The sequence below is a fragment of the Nocardioides cynanchi genome, from assembly GCF_008761635.1.
Lineage (GTDB): Bacteria > Actinomycetota > Actinomycetes > Propionibacteriales > Nocardioidaceae > Nocardioides > Nocardioides cynanchi.
Map to the genome: position 1 here is coordinate 1024386 of NZ_CP044344.1, position 17537 is coordinate 1041922.

At 71.2% G+C, this 17537-nt stretch carries 15 protein-coding genes; 5 read left to right on the plus strand and 10 right to left on the minus strand.

The genetic code is table 11. The features are described 5' to 3' along the window. The first annotated feature begins 179 nt into the window (after positions 1-179). Together E3N83_RS05170 and E3N83_RS05175 are read left to right on the plus strand one after the other, a co-directional pair. Positions 180-1559 carry an MFS transporter gene (locus E3N83_RS05170; protein WP_151082290.1) on the plus strand — a complete coding sequence of 460 codons (1380 nt, stop codon included), beginning with the start codon at positions 180-182 and terminating at the stop codon, positions 1557-1559. A gap of 222 nt (positions 1560-1781) precedes the next feature. Further along, on the plus strand, positions 1782-2108 hold the full coding sequence (locus E3N83_RS05175; RefSeq protein WP_272950301.1) for an RNA polymerase-binding protein RbpA: 327 nt from the start codon (positions 1782-1784) through the stop codon (positions 2106-2108). Between the two features lie 78 nt (positions 2109-2186). Here E3N83_RS05175 and E3N83_RS05180 read toward each other — a convergent pair whose 3' ends face one another. From E3N83_RS05180 to kdd, 7 genes are all read right to left on the minus strand, one after another. Continuing rightward, a complete protein-coding gene (locus E3N83_RS05180; protein WP_151082291.1) occupies positions 2187-2630 on the minus strand; it encodes an FxsA family protein in 444 nt (147 codons plus the stop codon). Then, entirely contained in the window at positions 2627-3400 is a 774-nt protein-coding gene (locus E3N83_RS05185) for a polyprenol monophosphomannose synthase (protein ID WP_238343074.1), read from the minus strand. The genes E3N83_RS05180 and E3N83_RS05185 overlap by 4 nt, the downstream gene beginning before the upstream one ends. After that, a complete protein-coding gene (gene lnt / locus E3N83_RS05190; RefSeq protein ID WP_151082292.1) occupies positions 3397-4941 on the minus strand; it encodes an apolipoprotein N-acyltransferase in 1545 nt (514 codons plus the stop codon). The genes E3N83_RS05185 and lnt overlap by 4 nt, the downstream gene beginning before the upstream one ends. Before the next feature lie 402 nt (positions 4942-5343). Continuing rightward, positions 5344-5751 carry a 3-aminobutyryl-CoA ammonia lyase gene (gene kal / locus E3N83_RS05195; protein ID WP_151082293.1) on the minus strand — a complete coding sequence of 136 codons (408 nt, stop codon included), beginning with the start codon at positions 5749-5751 and terminating at the stop codon, positions 5344-5346. After that, positions 5751-6524, minus strand: a complete 774-nt coding sequence (gene kamE / locus E3N83_RS05200; RefSeq protein WP_151082294.1) for a lysine 5,6-aminomutase subunit beta — start codon at positions 6522-6524, stop codon at positions 5751-5753. Before kamE ends, kal begins: the two co-directional genes overlap by 1 nt. Next, positions 6521-8095, minus strand: coding sequence for a lysine 5,6-aminomutase subunit alpha (kamD, locus tag E3N83_RS05205; RefSeq protein WP_151082295.1), 1575 nt, complete (start codon positions 8093-8095; stop codon positions 6521-6523). The genes kamE and kamD overlap by 4 nt, the downstream gene beginning before the upstream one ends. After that, the gene (gene kdd, locus E3N83_RS19925) at positions 8096-9394 is read right to left on the minus strand and encodes an L-erythro-3,5-diaminohexanoate dehydrogenase (RefSeq protein ID WP_238343075.1); all 1299 of its coding nucleotides are present in this window, start codon (positions 9392-9394) and stop codon (positions 8096-8098) included. 189 nt (positions 9395-9583) lie between these two features. On the opposite strand from kdd, the gene E3N83_RS05220 reads away from it, so the two are divergent. Further along, complete coding sequence (locus tag E3N83_RS05220; RefSeq protein WP_151082296.1) at positions 9584-11038, plus strand: KamA family radical SAM protein; 1455 nt, start codon at positions 9584-9586, stop codon at positions 11036-11038. Positions 11039-11166: 128 nt separating this feature from the next. Then, on the plus strand, positions 11167-12063 hold the full coding sequence (locus E3N83_RS05225; RefSeq protein WP_238343076.1) for a hypothetical protein: 897 nt from the start codon (positions 11167-11169) through the stop codon (positions 12061-12063). A gap of 220 nt (positions 12064-12283) precedes the next feature. Here the strand turns inward: E3N83_RS05225 and E3N83_RS05230 are convergent, their stop codons facing one another. After that, entirely contained in the window at positions 12284-12721 is a 438-nt protein-coding gene (locus tag E3N83_RS05230; RefSeq protein WP_151082297.1) for an Lrp/AsnC family transcriptional regulator, read from the minus strand. A gap of 65 nt (positions 12722-12786) precedes the next feature. Here E3N83_RS05230 and E3N83_RS05235 point away from each other — a divergent pair, with 65 nt between their 5' ends. Beyond that, positions 12787-13710, plus strand: a complete 924-nt coding sequence (locus tag E3N83_RS05235; RefSeq protein WP_337692370.1) for a 5'-3' exonuclease — start codon at positions 12787-12789, stop codon at positions 13708-13710. Between the two features lie 95 nt (positions 13711-13805). Here E3N83_RS05235 and E3N83_RS05240 read toward each other — a convergent pair whose 3' ends face one another. Both E3N83_RS05240 and E3N83_RS05245 read right to left on the minus strand, forming a co-directional pair. Continuing rightward, complete coding sequence (locus tag E3N83_RS05240) at positions 13806-16574, minus strand: DEAD/DEAH box helicase (protein ID WP_238343077.1); 2769 nt, start codon at positions 16572-16574, stop codon at positions 13806-13808. Further along, positions 16571-17446, minus strand: a complete 876-nt coding sequence (locus E3N83_RS05245) for a diacylglycerol kinase (protein WP_151082299.1) — start codon at positions 17444-17446, stop codon at positions 16571-16573. The genes E3N83_RS05240 and E3N83_RS05245 overlap by 4 nt, the downstream gene beginning before the upstream one ends. Positions 17447-17537: the final 91 nt, after the last annotated feature.

Genomic DNA, 17537 nt, shown 5'->3' on the forward strand with positions numbered 1-17537 from the left:
GCCGCCCGCGGTCGCACCCGTGGTTGCTGTTCGGGTCGCCGTTTGGTCCCAAACCGCAACTTTTCGGGTCGTTTCTCTGCGGTTTGGGACCAAACGGCGGGTACGACGACCGGCCGGGGTGACCGCGGAGGGCCCTCGGCGGCCCGCCGGCGCGGGTGGCCGGACGGAGCGGGGGGCACGTGAGCGACCAGCGGGGCATCGCCGACCTCGAGCCGCTGTGGCGCTCGAAGGAGCAGAAGGCGTGGTACTGGTACGACTGGGCCAACTCGGCGTTCTACACCACGGTCCTCAGCGTCCTGTTCGCGCCGTACCTGATCACCGTGGCCGGCCGCGCAGCCGGGTGCGGGAGCTCGGCGGACGAGACCTGCTCCCGGACCGTGACGGTCCTCGGGCTGCACCTCGCCGCGGGATCGCTGCCGTTCTACCTGACCAGCTTCGCGACCATCAGCAGCGCCTTCGTGCTCCCGGTGGTCGGCGCGATGGTCGACCGGTCGGGGCGCAAACGGTGGCATCTGGCGGCGTTCGCCTGGTCCGGCTCGTTCTTCGCGGCCCTGCTGTTCTTCATGCGCGGCGACCAGTGGCAGCTGGCGGCGTTCGCGATCGTCGCCAGCAGCATCCTGGGCGGCTGCTCGCTGGTCAGCTACTACGCGATCCTGGTCGACATCTCGACCGAGGCCGAGCGCGACCACGTCTCCTCGCGCGGTTGGGCCTGGGGTTACCTCGGCGGCGGCCTGCTCCTGGCGCTCAACCTGGTCGTGGTGCTGCTGCACGACACGTTCGGGCTCGACAAGGAGCTCGCCGTCCGGCTCTCCCTGCTGTCGGCGGCCCTGTGGTGGGCGGGCTTCACGCTGATCCCGTTCCGCGGGCTCCGCGACCGCGCCCCCACCGGGGTGGTCCCGGAAAGAGGCGGTCTCGTGCGCCGCAGCTTCGGCCAGCTGGCCACCACTCTGCGCGAGATGCGGGCCTTCCCGATGACGCTGACCTTCCTGCTGGCGTTCCTGTTCTACAACGACGGCATCCAGACCGTGATCAACGTGGCGTCGACCTACGGCTCGAAGCAGCTGGGGTTCGGCGACAGCGTGCTGATCGCCACGATCCTGCTGATCCAGTTCGTCGCGTTCGGAGGCGCCTTGGTGTTCGGTCGCCTCGCCGCGTCGTACGGCGCCTACCGCTGCCTGCTGTGGGGCACCTACGCCTGGATGGTCATCGTGGTGCTGGCGATGTTCCTCCCCCGCGAGAACGTCGTCGCCTTCCTCCTGATCGGGGTCGCGATCGGCCTCGTGCTGGGCGGCACGCAGGCCCTCTCGCGCTCGTTCTTCAGCCTGCTGATCCCACGCGGCCGCGAGGGTGAGTACTTCGCCCTGTACAACGCGTGCGAGCGTGGTACGTCGTGGTTCGGCACCTTCCTCTTCGGCGTCGTGTTCCAGGTCACCGGCTCCTACCGGCCGGCGATCGTCGCGCTGATCGTGTTCTTCGTGCTCGGCGCGGTCTTCCTGCTCAGGCTCGACGCACGCCGCGGCATCCTCGAGGCGGGGAACACGCCGCCTCCCCGGGTGTGACGCGCCTCGCGTGCTGCTGGAGGAACATCAGGCCCACGGCGTACGTTGGAACACACGACGCAATCCGTAGACGCGTGCCATCACGAATCTCGGGTACGGACGTCTTGTTCGTGTACGCCTCGGTGGCGTATCGGGGGTCAACGACTTGGAGGTGAACCTCATGGCAGAGCGCACACTGCGTGGAGCGCGGCTGGGGGACAGAGTTTCGAGGACGAGCGCGGCATCGAGTTCGCCGCCCGTCAGCAGAGTGGCTATCGCTGTGTCAACGGCCACGAGTTCGAGGTCACGATGTCGATCGAGGCCGAGGTGCCGGCCGTGTGGGAGTGCCCGCGCTGCGGCGCCGAGGCGCTGAGCACCTCCGGGATCGTGCAGGAGGAGAAGGCCGAGAAGCCGGTGCGGACCCACTGGGACATGCTCCTCGAGCGTCGCTCCGAGAAGGAGCTGGAAGACATCCTCAAGGAGCGCCTCGAGCTGCTCCGGGGTGGCGAGATCGGTCCCGCCCACCTGCACCGCGCCAACGCCAAGCGCCGGGTCAAGTCGAACGCGTAAGCCGGCTCCAACCGCCGGTCGAGGTGACGCGCGGAGGCGTCACTCGTCGACCACTTCGCCCCGGACCACGGGTCCTGACTACCCGGGTCCGGGGCTTTGGCGTGGGGCCGCGAGCAGGCGACGGCTGACCACGCGGGTCAGCGCAGCCCGGGCGAACGGACGGGTGAACGGCAGGATCAGCACGATTCCGAAGGCGTCGGTGACGAAGCCGGGGCTCAGCATCAAGGTGCCGCCGATCAGGATCAACGCCCCGTCGGCCAGCTCGCGCGACGGCATCCGGCCCGACGACAGGGCCACGGTGAGAGCCTGCCAGGCCCGGCGCCCCTCGTGGGCGATCAGCCAGCTGCCGAAGATGCTGTCGGCGACCAGCAGCAGGATGGTCCACCACGGCCCGATCGCCTGACCGACCTGGATGATCACGTAGATCTCCACGATCGGCACCGCGACGAAGGCCACCACCAGCAGCCACCACGGCCAGCTGCGCCGGCGGAGGCGGCGGCGTCGGAGCGGACCGGTGGTCATCGGCGTCCCCGACTGCCGAACAGCTGCTCGCGCCGCTCGCGCAACCCCCAGGACGTGATCCGGCGCAGCGACTCGCTGGCGACCTTGCCGCTCATCTTCGAGTCGCCGCGGACCCGCTCGACGAACTCGATCGGCACCTCGCGCACCCTCAGCCCGCTGCGCAGGCAGCGCACCACCATGTCGGTCTGGAAGACGTAGCCGGTGCTCTCCACCGCGTCGAGGTCGATCGTCTCGAGGGTGCTCCGTCGGAAGAGCCGGTAGCCGGCCGTGGCGTCGCGCACGCTCACCCCGAGCAGCATCCGGACGTAGAGGTTGCCGCCGCGCGAGAGCGCCTCGCGGCGCCGGGGCCAGTTCACCACGCTCCCGCCCGGGACCCAGCGGGACCCGATCACGAGGTCGGCGTCGGCGAGGGCCTCTCGGAGCAGGTGGAGCTGCTCGGGCTGGTGTGACCCGTCCGCATCCATCTCGCCGATCACGTCGTACCCGGCCGCGAGAGCGAGCGTGAACCCGTGCTTGTACGCCGCACCGAGACCTGCCTTGACCGTGCGGTGCACCACCTGGATCGCCTCGTCGCCCGCGGCCAGCTCGTCGGCGAGCCTGCCGGTGCCGTCCGGAGAGCCGTCGTCGACCACCAGGACGTCGACGTCCGGCTGGGCAGTCCGCAGCCGGCCGACGATCCAGGCGAGGTTGTCGGCCTCGTTGTAGGTCGGCATCACCATCACCGTGCGGCCGGGTGGCACCGGGCGCAGGGTCGGCTGGTCAGTGGTCACGCGTAGGTCCTGTCGTCGGATGAGATCGGCACCTCAGGTGCGGGAGCCGGTCGGCGGGAACGACGATACTGACCCCGCTGCAACCCCCAGGCCAGCAGCCACCCGGCCACCACGAGGAGGACGCAGCCGCGTCCCACCGACGGGCCGATCAGCACGGCCGGGGTGACCGCGTCGATGAGCCCGACCCGGGCCTCGACGTAGGAGCGGGTCTGGAGCGGGGCGCTGGTCACGAGGGTGCCGTCGGGGGCGATCACGCCGGTGACCCCGTTGATCGCCGCCACCACGACGTAGCGGTCGGTCTCGAGGGCACGGAGCCGGCTGATCGCGAACTGCTGGTCGATCTGGGCGGTGTGGATGAACATCGCGTTGCTGGTCTGGACCACGATCAGCTGTCCGCCGTGGGAGAGCTGGGCGTACAGGCCGTCGTCGTAGGCCACGTCGAAGCAGATCGCGTCGGCGACGTGGGTGCCGGCGATCTCGAGGGGGGTGACCCGGGTGCCACGCACCATGTCGCGCCGGACCTGGGCGAGCTCGGGGAGGTGGGAGCCGAACACCGACCGCCACGGGACGTACTCGCCGAAGGGGACCGGATGCCACTTCGTGTACCGGTCTCCGGCACCGGTGACGGGGTCGAAGACGATCCCCTGGTTGAGCACGTGCCGGGGCCCGTCGGCGACGACCACGCCGGCCAGGAGCGGCACGTCCACCGCGGAGACCGCTGCGGTCAGCTCGGCGCCCATCGAGGGGTCGAGGAACGGGTCGACCGCGGTGGAGTTCTCGGGCCACACCACGAAGTCGGGTCGGGGCGTGGCGCCGGTCGCGACGTCCCGGGCCAGCCGTTCGGTCTCGGCGGTGTGGCTCGCGGTGATCTCCCGGTAGTGCGCGAGGACGTCGGTGCCGTCGCCCGGCACGTTGCCCTGCACCGCGGCGACCCGGATCGACGACACCGGGCTCGCGTCGTACGGCGCCACCTGGGGCACCAGGCCCAGCGCGAGGACAGCGCCCAGTGCGGCGACGACCACGACGCGGGCCCTCCCCCGCTCGGTGCAGGTCGCGGCGAGGAGTGCCCCGACCAGGGCCAGCACGAGGCTGACCCCGGTGGCGCCGACGTAGGGCAGCAGCCGCGCCAGGGGCGTGTCCACGACGGCGTAGGACAGTCGGCCCCACGGCATCCCACCGGCCGGCCAGTCGGTGCGGAGGTTCTCCATGGCCACCCAGGCCACCGCTAGCCACACCGGTGCCGCCGGCAACCGGCGCAACGGCACCGCTGCCGCGCCCAGCAAGCCGTACCAGAGCGCCTGGGCCGCTGCGAGCCCCAGCCACGGAAGGGTGCCGACCACGTGCAGCCACCAGAGCAGCGTGACCTGGAAGGCGGCACCGAACGCCAGGCCGGGCAGCCAGGCCGTGCGCGCGGGCAGGCCGCCGGTGAGCACGAAGAAGGCAGCCACGGCAAGCGGCAGCAGCAGCCAGACGTGCGTCGGCTGGAAGGGCAGCGAGAGACCGGCCCCGGCGAGGAGCGCCAGGAGGATGCGAGCCGGCATGAGCAGACGGTAACCGCTCTGGCCTGACCGGAGGGGTGGTCGGCCCTTCGGGCCGACCGGGTCACGACTGGCTGCCGCAGCCCCGGAAGTTGTCTAGGGGGACCGACTCCCCCTCCGGTCTCGCTCTCGAGCTGCAGGGTCCGACTCCGCCGACCAGCCGCCACCGGTGGGCGGCCTCCCACCGGGCGAGCCGGTCACCCGGACGTCGGTCCCGCATGCCCGAATGCCAAAGCGATCGACACGCACTTTCGGGTGTGGCCGACCTGGTTGTCAACCAGCCGCTGACCTGCGATGACGCGGAAAAGCGCAGGTCAGCAGGCATCCGGATACCAGGAATTTTCCGGGATTTGTCCTGCTGGAGCGGCGTGTCCGCCGCCGACACACCGCCGGGGTGAACGCTCGCTAACCGGGGACGACGACGGTGCCGGTGGCGGTCGTGGCGACCAGCGGCGGCTCGAGCACCTCGGCCGCCCCGGGACGCTCCTCGGTGGCGGCTCCGCGGGCCACGACGTGGACCGCGAGCTCCAGCACCCGGCTGCGGTTGCCGGCGCGGACCAGCTCGCAGACGACCTCGAGCACGTCGCCGGCCCGGACCGGGGCCTTGAACTGGACGTCGGAGTACGACGCGAACAGGCCCTCGTCGCCGTCGGTGCGGATGCACATCTCGGTGGCCACGTCGCCGAACAGGGCCAGGCTGTAGGCGCCGTCGACGAGGTTGCCCGCGTAGTGGGCGTGGGAGTAGGGCACGTAGCGGCGATGCACCACCCGGGTCCCTACGACCGGTCCGCCGGTCGGGCCTGTCGAGACCATCAGCCTGCCTTCCTGTTCGTCACTCGGTGGACCAGGAACGAGGCCACCTCGCCGGGCGTCGTACCTCGTCCGAACACCCGGTCGACGCCGAGCTGGTCGGCCATGTTCTCGTCGAAACGGGGGCCGCCCACGATCAGCAGGGGCCGGGTCGAGGCCGGGTAGGACTCGCGGAACGCCGCCGACATCTCGCGGGTGTTCAGGAGGTGGGCGTCGCGCTGGGTGACGACCTGGGAGACCAGGACGGCGTCGGCCTTCTCCTGGCGGGCCCGCTCCACGAGCTGCGGGACGCTGACCTGGGCACCGAGGTTCACCACCTTGAGCTCGCGGTAGTACTCCAGGCCCTTCTCGCCGGCGAAGCCCTTGATGTTGAGGATGGCGTCGATGCCGACCGTGTGGGCATCGGTGCCGATGCAGCCCCCGACGACGACCAGACGGCGGCGCAGGCTGCGCTTGATCGCGGCGTTCGCCTCCTTGGGGGTCAGCAGCGGGTAGTCCCGCTCCACGACCACGACCGACGAGGGGTCCACGAGGTGGTGGACGCGGCCGTAGACGACGAAGAACGTGAACCCGTCCCCCATCGGCTTGGCGTGCACCACCAGCGCGGGATCCATGCCCATCTTGTTGGCCAGCTGGGCGGCGGCGCCTTCCGCGATCTTGGAGTGCGCGATCGGAAGGGTGAAGCTCAGCTGGACCATGCCGTCGCCGGTGGTGTCGCCGTACGGGCGGATCGGGCCGGTCCCGCCGCTGGTCGAGCCGGCCGAGGCCTTGCTCATCGTCCCTCCTCCAGGATCTCGCTGGCCGGGTTGAGGTAGCCCGGCGCCTTCTCGGCGACGCCCTCGAGTCCGCGGCCCTGATCGGCGGGCCGCTTCATCAGGCCGAACGTGCCGTCGGCGATCGCCTCCAGCAGTGGCGCGCGTCCGGGCTCGGCCGCGATCTGCTCGAGCAGGTCGATCGTCTCGGCGAGCACCGTGCGGGCCCGCTCGGCGATGAAGCCGTCGGGTGCGGGCCGGAAGTCCTCGCGCAGGTTGCCGGCGGCGTTCATCACGTAGCGGACGTTCTGCAGGGCCAGGTCGCGGTCGGAGAGCCACGGCGTCACCACGGCCTCCGTCATCATCCCGACCAGCAGGATGCCCTGCCCGGTCAGCGCCCCCACGAGGTTGAAGAAGCCGTCGAGGAGGTAGCCCTTGAACACGTCACCGGTCATGTGCCGGGTCGGCGGCATCCACTTCAGCGGCGCGTTCGGGAACAGGTCGCGGGCCAGCATCGCGTGCGCGAGCTCCAGCCGGAACGAGTCCGGGATGTCGGGGTCGATCTCGAACGCGTGGCCGAGGCCGAGCTGCCAGTCCTCGAGACCCGCCTCCTTGGCGAAGTACTCGTTGAGGAGCTGGCTGGTGGTGACCGTGTGCGCCGCCTCGACGGCGTCGGCCGTGGTCAGGTAGTTGTCCTCACCGGTGTTGATGATGATGCCGGCGCGGGCGTGGACCTGGCGGCTGAAGCGCTGGTCGACGAACGTCCGGATCGGGTTGATGTCGCGGAAGAGGATCCCGTACATCGAGTCGTTGAGCATCATGTCGAGCCGCTCGAGGCCCGCCAGCGCCGCGATCTCCGGCATGCACAGTCCGCTGGCGTAGTTGGTCAGCCGGACGTAGCGGCCGAGCTCACGCGAGGTCTCGTCGAGGGCCGCCCGCATCAGCCGGAAGTTCTCCTGGGTGGCGTAGGTGCCGGCGAACCCCTCGCGGGTCGCCCCCTCGGGCACGAAGTCGAGCAGGCTCTGGCCGGTGGACCGGATCACCGCGATCACGTCGGCGCCCTCACGGGCGGCGGCCTGGGCCTGCGGGATGTCCTCGTAGATGTCGCCGGTGGCCACGATCAGATAGATCCACGGCTGTGCGGGTGCGTCGCCGATCCGGGCGATCAGCCGCTCGCGCTCCTTGCGGCGCTGGTCGATCCGCTTGATCCCGGCTCCCACCTGGCGCCTGGCGGCGTTCCCGGCGCGGGTCGCGTCCTGGCCCTCGGGGATCCGGAAGCGCACGGAGCCCGCCGAGGCCTTCTCGGCGAGCTCGCGGAGGTCGGCCCCCTCACCACGTCGTACGGCGTCCCAGACCGGCAGCGAGACCCCGTGCTCCAGCCCGACATCGGCGCGCACACTGTCCACGAGCCGGTTGACCCACGGCGTGCCCTCGGCGTCGGCGCCGTCGAGACCGGCGAGCCGCAGCGTGGCGCGCTCGACCGACACGGTCGTGTGCCGCTGGGCGATCCTGACGATCGGGCGGCCGACCTTGCGGGCCAGCGAGCGCGCCTGGCGGACGGTGGCAGGGTCGAGCTCGAGCTTGCCGCGTGACATCTAGAGCCTCCGCTCGAAGAGGCTGCGTACACCGGCGTCCGCACGGAGAAGCTCGAGCGCGTACGCCGCGTGGCCGGGCGTGTAGCCGTTGCCCACGAGCATGGTCACGTCGGCCGCGAGACCCTCGGCCCCCAGAGCGGCCGCCGGGAAGGACGTCGCCATCGAGAAGAAGACCACGGTGCCGCCCGGGGCGGTGGCCAGGATGGCGCCACCCTCGCAGCCGGGCACGTCGACGCAGACGACGGTGATGTCGGCCGCTCCCCCGGTCGCCGCCACGGCGTCGCGCAGGGCGATCGGGTCGCGGGCGTCGGCGACCACGACGTCGTCCGCGAGTCCGCTGGCCCGCAGCAGCGCCGCCTCGGCGTCGTTCGGGACCACGCCGACGGTGCGCCGGCAGCCGGCTCGCCGGGCAGCGGCCAGGCTGAGCGACCCGGACTTGCCCGCGCCGCCGATCACCGCGACCACCGGGCCCTCGGTGGTCGAGCCGGCGTGTTCGGTGGTCGAGCCGGCGTGTTCGGTGGTCGAGCCGGCGTTTTCGGTGGTCGAGCCGGCGTTTTCGGTGGTCGAGCCGGCGTGTTCGGTGGTCGAGCGGGCGTTTTCGGTGGTCGAGCCGGCGTGTTCGGTGGTCGAGCGGGCGTTTTCGGTGGTCGAGCGGGCGTTTTCGGTGGTCGAGCGGGCGTTTTCGGTGGTCGAGCGGAGTCGAGACCACTGCGCCACGACCCGCGCCGTGAGCGCCGGTGCACCGCAGACGTCCATCACGGCCAGGCTGAGGGCGGGCGGCAGGTCGTCGGGGATCGTGGCTGCGATCGAGCGGCCGAAGAGCACGGCGTACCCGTCGGCCGGCACCTGCTCACTGAGGCCGTCCCAGCGCTCGAGGCCGTCCTCGATCATCAGGGGTGTCAGGGTCAGCGAGACCAGGGTGGCCACGTGGTCGCCCTCGTGCAGCCCGAGGGTCGACTCGGGGCCGACCTCCTCGACCGTCCCGATCAGCATGCCGCCCGAGCCGGTCACCGGGTTCTGCATCTTGCCGCGGGTAGCGACGATGTCGAGCACCTCGCGGCGCACGGCGTCCCCGTCGGTCCGGCCGTCGACCGTGTGCTTGCCCTCCAGCTGGCGGAACGACGCGGCGTCGAGGTTGAGCGTCTCCACCCGCACCCGCACCTCGTCGGGCCAGAGCTCCCGGCGGTTGTCGAGCCGCTCGGCGGCCTGCGGCAGCACGACCGCGTCGTCGAGCACCCGGTGCAGCCCCGTGGGGTCCGCAGCCCGCGACGCGACCGAATCCGTGCGAGACGCCGTCATTCTCTGATTATCCTCCGCGATCCGGGGTTTGTACGAAAGAATCTGCGGCGTGGCATTGGACTAGCCGCACGTTCTCCGCCTACTCTGACAGAAGCGCACCGGGCGACACAACCGGCACGCCGACCTGCCCGCACTGCCCGCACCGGCTCTACGCCCCTGGGCTGCCTTGCACCCCGAGGAGACCTCACGATGAGCATCGAGACGTCGACCGGTCTGGAGACCGGTCAGCCCTATCCCTACCGCCGCGTGGAGCTGGTGGAGCCCGACTGGACCCGCTTCCCGGGCTGGAAGGACGTCACCGCCGACGACTGGGCGTCGGCCCAGTGGCAACGCGCCCACTGCGTGAAGAACGTCAAGCAGCTGCGCGAGCTGATGGGCGACCTGGTCGACGACCGGTTCTACGCCGACCTCGAGCGTGACCAGGCCGAGCGCGCCACCATGTCGATGCTGGTGCCCCCGCAGATGATGAACACGATCGCGCGCTACGACGAGCCGGCCGGCCCGGGCTCGCTGACCGACGCGTTCTACGCCGACCCCGTGCGGCACTACATGCTGCCCGTCTTCAGCGACCGTCGTACCGACTGGTCCTCCCACCCGCACGCCACCCGCGACTCCCTGCACGAGCACGACATGTGGGCGACCGAGGGCCTGACCCACCGCTACCCGACCAAGGTGCTGGCCGAGCTGCTGCCGACCTGCCCGCAGTACTGCGGGCACTGCACGCGGATGGACCTCGTGGGCAACTCCACGGCGGTGATCGACAAGCTGAAGTTCGTCGGCAAGCCCAACGACCGGCTCGGCGACATGCTCGACTACCTGCGTCGTACGCCGGGTGTTCGCGACGTCGTCGTCTCCGGCGGTGACGTGGCGAACATGCCGTGGCCGCGCCTCGAGGCGTTCCTGACCTCGGTGCTCGAGGTGGAGAACATCCGCGACATCCGGCTGGCCACCAAGGCGCTGATGGGGATGCCGCAGCACTGGCTCCAGCCCGACGTGGTCGAGGGCATGACCCGGATCGGCAAGATCTCGCGGGAGCGCGGCGTCTCGGTCGCCATCCACACCCACGTCAACCACGCGAACTCCGTGACGCCCCTGGTGGCGCAGGCGACGCGCACGATGCTCGACACCGGCATCCGCGACGTCCGCAACCAGGGCGTGATCCTGAACGGCGTCAACGCCGACCCGCACGCCCTGCTCGACCTCTGTTTCGCCCTGCTCGACGGCGCGCAGATCATGCCGTACTACTTCTACATGTGCGACATGATCCCGTTCTCGGAGCACTGGCGGGTCTCAGTCGCCGATGCCCAGAAGCTGCAGCACGCGATCATGGGCTACCTGCCGGGTTTCGCCACCCCCCGGATCGTCTGCGACGTGCCCTACGTCGGCAAGCGGTGGATCCACCAGCTCGCGTCCTACGACACCGAGCGCGGGATCAGCCACTGGACCAAGAACTACCGCACCTCGATCGAGGCCAGCGACCCCGAGGCGCTGACCCGCACCTACGAGTACTACGACCCGATCCACACCCTGCCCGAATCCGGCCAGGCCTGGTGGGCCGAGCACGGGCAGCTCGACGAGTCGGCCCTCAAGGCCGCCGAGGTCGCCGAGGCCTCACGTCGTACCGCCGCGCTCCAGGCCCACTGAGCGCGCGGTCGGAATCACGCCGTTTGGTCCCAAACCGCAGGTTTCGGGTCCTGAAATCTGCGGTTTGGGACCAAACGGCGGGTCGACCGAGACGCCTCGGCCACAGACTCCATGCCTAGGGTGGTCGGGTGGAGATCCCGCGGCGCTCGGTCCTGGTCGCCGGGCTCGGGGTGCTCGCCACCGCATGTTCCGGCCACTCGTCCGACGCCAGCGCACCTGCGGGGTGGGTGGCGCCGAGCCGCATCGGCATCGGCTCCTACCCCGCGGACCCCACGACGGCGAGGTCCGACCCCACTGCCACCGGGCTGCCGTCGGTCACGCTCTGGGTGCCGGGGCCGGGCGAGCTCGTGCCGGCCTGCAAGGTCGCCGCCGTACGACGGGTCGAGGCGGGGGGCAGCGGGGGTCAGACCGCGCTTCAGGTGATCGACGCACAGTACGGCGGCCTGCTCGCCGACAGCGCCAGCGTGCTGGTCGTGACCCGGTCGTGGAGCACCGCAACCGGGCGCCTCACCACCGGAGGGCACACCTACGACGTCCGGCTGAGCCGGGCGGGTGCGTCCTGGCGGGTGACCGCCGTAAACCCGTCGCGACCGGGAGCACCGGCAACACACCTGACCCCCGCCGCGCGTCGCGTCCTCGCCGAGGACCGGATCACTCTGCCACCCGCCGCGGCCGCCGACATCCGCTCCGGCCGGGTGCACGACTCGGTCCTGACCGCGCTGCTCACGGTCGCCCGTACCCACCGCCCGCACGTCAGCGTCGTGCGCACCGGGCACCCGCTCCACGTCTTCGGTACGACGCGCCTCAGCGACCACCCGCAGGGCCGGGCGTTCGACACCTGGGCGATCGACGGCCAGTCCGTCGTCGACCCGCGAACTCCGCGGACCCCGGTCGAGGACTACATGCACGCGGTGGCCGCCGCCGGTTCCTACAACGTCGGCGGCCCCTACCTGCTCGGCGCGGCTCCGCAGTGGTTCAGCGACGACACCCACCACGACCACGTGCACGCCGGCTTCACCACCTGACGGCGGCTCACCCGGTGTGGTGCACCTCCTGCAGCCGGTAGACCGGGGTGTCGTCGAGGCCCCTCGAAGCGGGCCTTGAGCTGGAGGGGGAGGGACAGGGCGTAGTGCCGCGACCGGTGCAGGTTGCCGCCATGCATCCAGAGGTTCGCGACCTGGCGGCGAGGCGACGATCAGGTCGGCCTTCTCGGCAGGTCGCAGATCGGTCCCCCGCCGCAGCGACTCAGGTGACCGGGCGGTTCTCGTACGGCGTGCTGAGGACGATCGTGGTCCGTGTCGACACGTTGGCCACCGACCTGATCCGCGCGATCAGCCCCTCCAGCGCGGACGGCGTGGCCACCCGCACCTTGAGGATGTAGGACTCGTCGCCGGCCACCGACCAGCACGACTCGATCTCGCGGATGTCGCGCAGCCGGTCCGGGTAGTCGTCGGGCTGAGAGGGGTCGATCGGCGTGATCGAGACGAACGCGGTCAGCGCCAGGCCGAGCTCCTCGTGGTCGATCGCGGCGCCGTACCCGGAGATCACGCCACGCTTCTCGAGCCGTTTCACCCGCTGGTGGACCGCCGAGGTCGACAGCCCGGTCGCCTTGCCGAGGTCGGTGAAGGACATGCGTCCGTCGGCCGCCAGCAGGTGCACGATCGTGCGGTCGGTGTCCTCCACGCCGCCGACCCTAGCGCGATCCGGCTCCCCGATGCCGCAGGGATGAGGCAGACTCTCGCCCCGTGGTGAGCGAACAGCGACTGATGGTCCTCGACTCCGCGTCGATGTACTTCCGTGCCTTCTTCGGGGTGCCGGAGGTGCTGGCAGCCGACGGCACCCCGGTGAACGCGGTGCGCGGCTTCATGGACTTCATCAGCCGTCTGGTCGGCGACTACCGGCCCACCCACCTGGTCTGCGCGTGGGACAACGACTGGCGTCCGCAGTGGCGCGTCGACCTGATCCCGTCGTACAAGGCGCACCGCGTGGTGGCGGCGATCCCCGGGCCCAGGCCCGACATCGAGGAGGTCCCCGACCCGCTCGAAGTGCAGGTGCCGGTGATCCTCGAGGTCCTCGACGCCTTCGGGATCTGCGTGGTCGGAGCCGACGGCTACGAGGCCGACGACGTGATCGGCACCCTGGCCACCGGTGCGTCGATGCCGGTCGACGTGGTCACCGGCGACCGCGACCTCTTTCAGCTGGTCGACGACAAGGCGGGCGTGCGGATCCTCTACATCGCCAAGGGCGTCGGAAACCACGAGCGGGTCACCGACGAGGTCGTCGTCGGCAAGTACTCCGTGCTGCCCGCTCAGTACGCCGACTACGCCACCATGCGGGGGGACGCCTCCGACGGGCTGCCGGGGGTGCCCGGGATCGGCGACAAGACGGCCGCCTCGCTGCTGCTGAAGTTCGGCGACCTGCGCGGCATCATCGCCGCGGCGACGGACCCGGAGTCGGCGATGTCGCCCGGTCCGCGGCGCCGGATCCTCGACGCCGCCGACTATCTCGAGGTCGCGCCGACGGTGGTGGCCGTGGCCCGCGACATCGACCTCGCGTCGTACGACGCGACGCTGCCGTCCGCGCCACGCGACCCGGCGCTGGTCGAGGCGCTGGCCGAGCGGTACAACCTCGACTCACCCGTGAAGCGGCTGACCGCGGTGCTCGCCGGCTGATGGCCGCGGGTCGGCGACCCGCCGTTTGGTCCCAAACCGCACGTTTTCGGTCCGAAATGCTGCCGTTTGGTCCCAAACCGCAGACCTGCAGGCGCTCAGTCCTCCAGGGGGGCGACGGCAACGACGCCCCGGCGCACCCGTCGTACGACGTCCCGGGCGGTCTCGCGCAGGGCGCCGGCACCGGCGGCGTCGGCGACCTGCCCGCTGAGGTCGATCAGCTGCTTGATCCAGCGCACGAAGTCGCCCGCGGTCAGCTCGGTCTCGCCGAGGACCTCGGCAAGGTCGTCGCCCTCGGCCCAGCGGTACGCCGCCCAGGCCAGCCCGGGGTCCGGTCGCCGCAGGAAGTCGAGCCGGTGTGCCCGCTCCACCTCGGCCAGGTCGCGCCAGAGCCCCTCGAGCGCCTCGATCGCACGACGGGTGTCCCCGCCGGGGATCCGTGGCGACTGCCCCTCCTCGGCCCGCCGCGCCTCGAAGACCAGCGTCGACAACGCCGCGGCGAGAGCGGCGGTCCCGAGCCCGTCGAGCACCCCGAGCCGGAGGGCCTCGGCGACGACCAGGTCGAGCTCGGAGTAGATCCGGCGCAGCGGACGGCCCAGCTCCGTGACCTCGTCACCCGCAAGATAGCCCAGCGTCGCCAGCACCTCACAGACCCGGTCGAACTGGCGGGCCACGGTGTTGGTGCGCTGCTCGACCCGCCGTTCCAGGGTGCGTGCGTCGCGGTCCAGCTTGTACCAGCGCTCCGACCAGCGGGCGTGGGCTTCCCGCTCTGGGCAGTCGTGGCACGGATGCGCGCGCAGCTCCTGCCGCAGAGCCTCGACCTCGGGGTCGACCCGCGCCGCGGGCGAGGTCTCGCGGCGGCGGGGCGGCGTGAGGTTGTGGGTGCCGGCCCGCAGCGACGACGCCAGGTCGCGCCGCGACTGGGGGTTGCGGGCGTTGAACTGCCGCGGGATCCGTACCCGAGTGACGGCCTCGACCGGCGACGGGAAGTCCAGCAGGCTCAAGCGCCGGGCCTGTCGCTCCGCGGTCAGCACCTGGGGTCGCGGTCCCTCCGGGGACACCCCGGGATCCAGGACGACGGCGAACCCGGCGAACTTGCCCGCCGGGATCTCGATCACGTCACCGCGCTGGAGCCGGGTGAGCGACTCGATCACGTCCTCGCGCCGGTCGGCCTTCCGAGCCCGCGCCGCGCCCTTCTCGAGCTCCGAGACGCGGTGCCGCAGCGCGGCGTACTCCATGAAGTCGCCGCGGTCGCACGTCGCCGCCTCGGCGTAGCCCGCGAGCGCGTCCTGGCTCTTGGTCAGCTGGCGGGCCAGCCCGACGACGGCCTTGTCCGCCTGGAACTGCGCGAAGGACATCTCCAGCAGCTCCCGTGCCCGCTCCCGGCCGACCTGGGTGACCAGGTTGACCGCCATGTTGTACGACGGGCGGAAGCTGGAGCGGAGCGGGTAGAGGCGGGTGGAGGCGAGCCCCGCGACCTCCGACGGGTTGATCCCGGGCTGCCACAGCACCACGGCGTGACCCTCGACGTCGAGGCCGCGGCGACCGGCCCGGCCGGTGAGCTGGGTGTACTCCCCCGGCGTGATGTCGGCGTGCGTCTCGCCGTTCCACTTCGAGAGCTTCTCCAGCACGACGGTGCGGGCCGGCATGTTGATGCCCAGGGCCAGCGTCTCGGTCGCGAAGACCGCCTTGCAGAGGCCGCGGACGAAGAGCTGCTCGACGCACTGCTTGAAGGCGGGCAGCATCCCCGCGTGGTGAGAGGCGATGCCACGGGTCAGGGCGTCGCGGAAGTCGTGGAACCCGAGGACCTGCCGGTCGGGATCCGGGAGGTCGGCGCAGGCCTCGTCGACGTACGCCGCGATCTCGTCGCGCTCCTCGACCGAGGTCAGCTTGATGCCCGAGCGCAGACACTGCTGGACCGCCGCGTCGCAGCCCACCCGGCTGAAGATGAACACGATCGCGGGGAGCAGCCCGGCGGCGTCGAGCTGCTCGAGCACCTCGACCCGGCTCGGCACCCAGACGCGCCGGCCGTTGCCGACCGGCCGGCCCTGTCCGCCGGGTCGTCCGCCCGCGCCGCGGCCGCCCTGGGCCCGCCCTCGGGGGGTACGACGGTCGCGCATGTGGGTGCTCGCCCAGTCGTCCCGCGCCACGCGCAGCAGCTCGGCGTTGACCGGCGCCCCCTCCTTGACGAACCCGGCCGCCGCATCGACGTCGGAGGTGGCGAACAGGTCGAGCATCCGCTTGCCGACCAGCACGTGCTGGTAGAGCGGCACCGGCCGGCGTTCCTCCACGATGGTGGTCGTGTCGCCGCGCACCGTCTCGAGCCACTCGCCGAACTCCTCGGCGTTGGAGACCGTCGCGGACAGAGAGACCAGGGCCACCGACTCCGGGAGGTGGATGATCACCTCCTCCCAGACCGCTCCGCGGGAGCGGTCGGCGAGGTAGTGCACCTCGTCCATCACCACGAAGCCGAGACCGAGCAGGGTCCCGGACCCGGCGTACAGCATGTTGCGCAGCACCTCGGTGGTCATCACGACGATCGGTGCCTCGCCGTTCACCGTCACGTCGCCGGTCAGCAGGCCGACCTGGTCGGCGCCGTAGCGGGAGACGAGGTCGTGGTACTTCTGGTTGGACAGGGCCTTGATCGGGGTGGTGTAGAAGCACTTGCGTCCGGTCTGGAGCGCCAGGTGTACGGCGAACTCGCCCACCACGGTCTTCCCGGAGCCGGTGGGGGCCGCGACCAGGACGCCCTGTCCCTCCTCGACCACGTGGCAGGCTCGTCGTTGGAAGTCGTCGAGGGGGAAGTCGTAGAGCCCGGCGAACTCGTCGTACACCGGGTAGCCCCGCGACTGGTGAGAGGCGCTCACGCCAGCACGGTCAGCGCTGCGGGCGCGCACTCGATGGTCAGCGGGAGCGGGCCGAAGCGCTCCCCGTCGGCGTAGGACACGATCCCGGGCGCCGCCACGGTCACGGTCCTGGCGAGGTGGTGCTCGTACTGCGGGTGCGTCACGTGGGTGCCCTTGAACAGCTTGGGGTAGGTCCGGATCAGCCCGGTCTTGGACATCGGCTTGATGATCACGACGTCCAGCATGCCGTCGTCGAGGACCGCGCCCTCGGTGATCCGCAGGCCACCTCCGAACGACGGTCCGTTGCCGACCGCGACCAGCATCGCGTCGAGCGTGAGCTGCTCGCCGTCGATCTGGAGGGTGTAGGGCAGTGGCTCGAAGACCCGGAGCTCGGCCAGGGTCGCCAGGTTGTAGCGCATCTGGCCCCTCGGCCAGGACATCCGGTTGGCCCGCTCGTTGACCACGGCGTCGAATCCGGCCGCGAGGACGGTCACGAAGTAGCGAGACCCGCTGCGCGCCAGGTCGATCGTGCGCGTCGTACCGGCGATCACCCGATCGGCCGCGGCGCGGGCGTCCTTGCGCGGGATGTCGAAGTAGCGCGCGACGTCGTTGCCCGTCCCGGCCGGGATGATGCCGAGCGCCGTCGGGGTGGTCGCGACCGCTTGCACGGCCAGGTGGACCATGCCGTCACCCCCGCAGACCACCAGCGCCTCGACGCCGTCCGCCACGCACTGCTGCGCCAGGTCGGCCGCCTCGTCGACGTCGCGGCCCTGGAGGTCGCGGACGACCAGGCCGGCGTCGCGGAGCCTGGTCAGGGCCAGGTCCCGGACCTGGCCGGCCTTTCCCTTCCCCGCCGTCGGGTTGGTCAGCAGGGCGATCTCCCGTGTGGCCACGCGCGCAGACTATCCGGTCACCGATGACCGCCGTTTGGTCCCAAACCGCAGAAATCCAGACCGAAATGACGCCGTTTGGTCCCAAACCGCA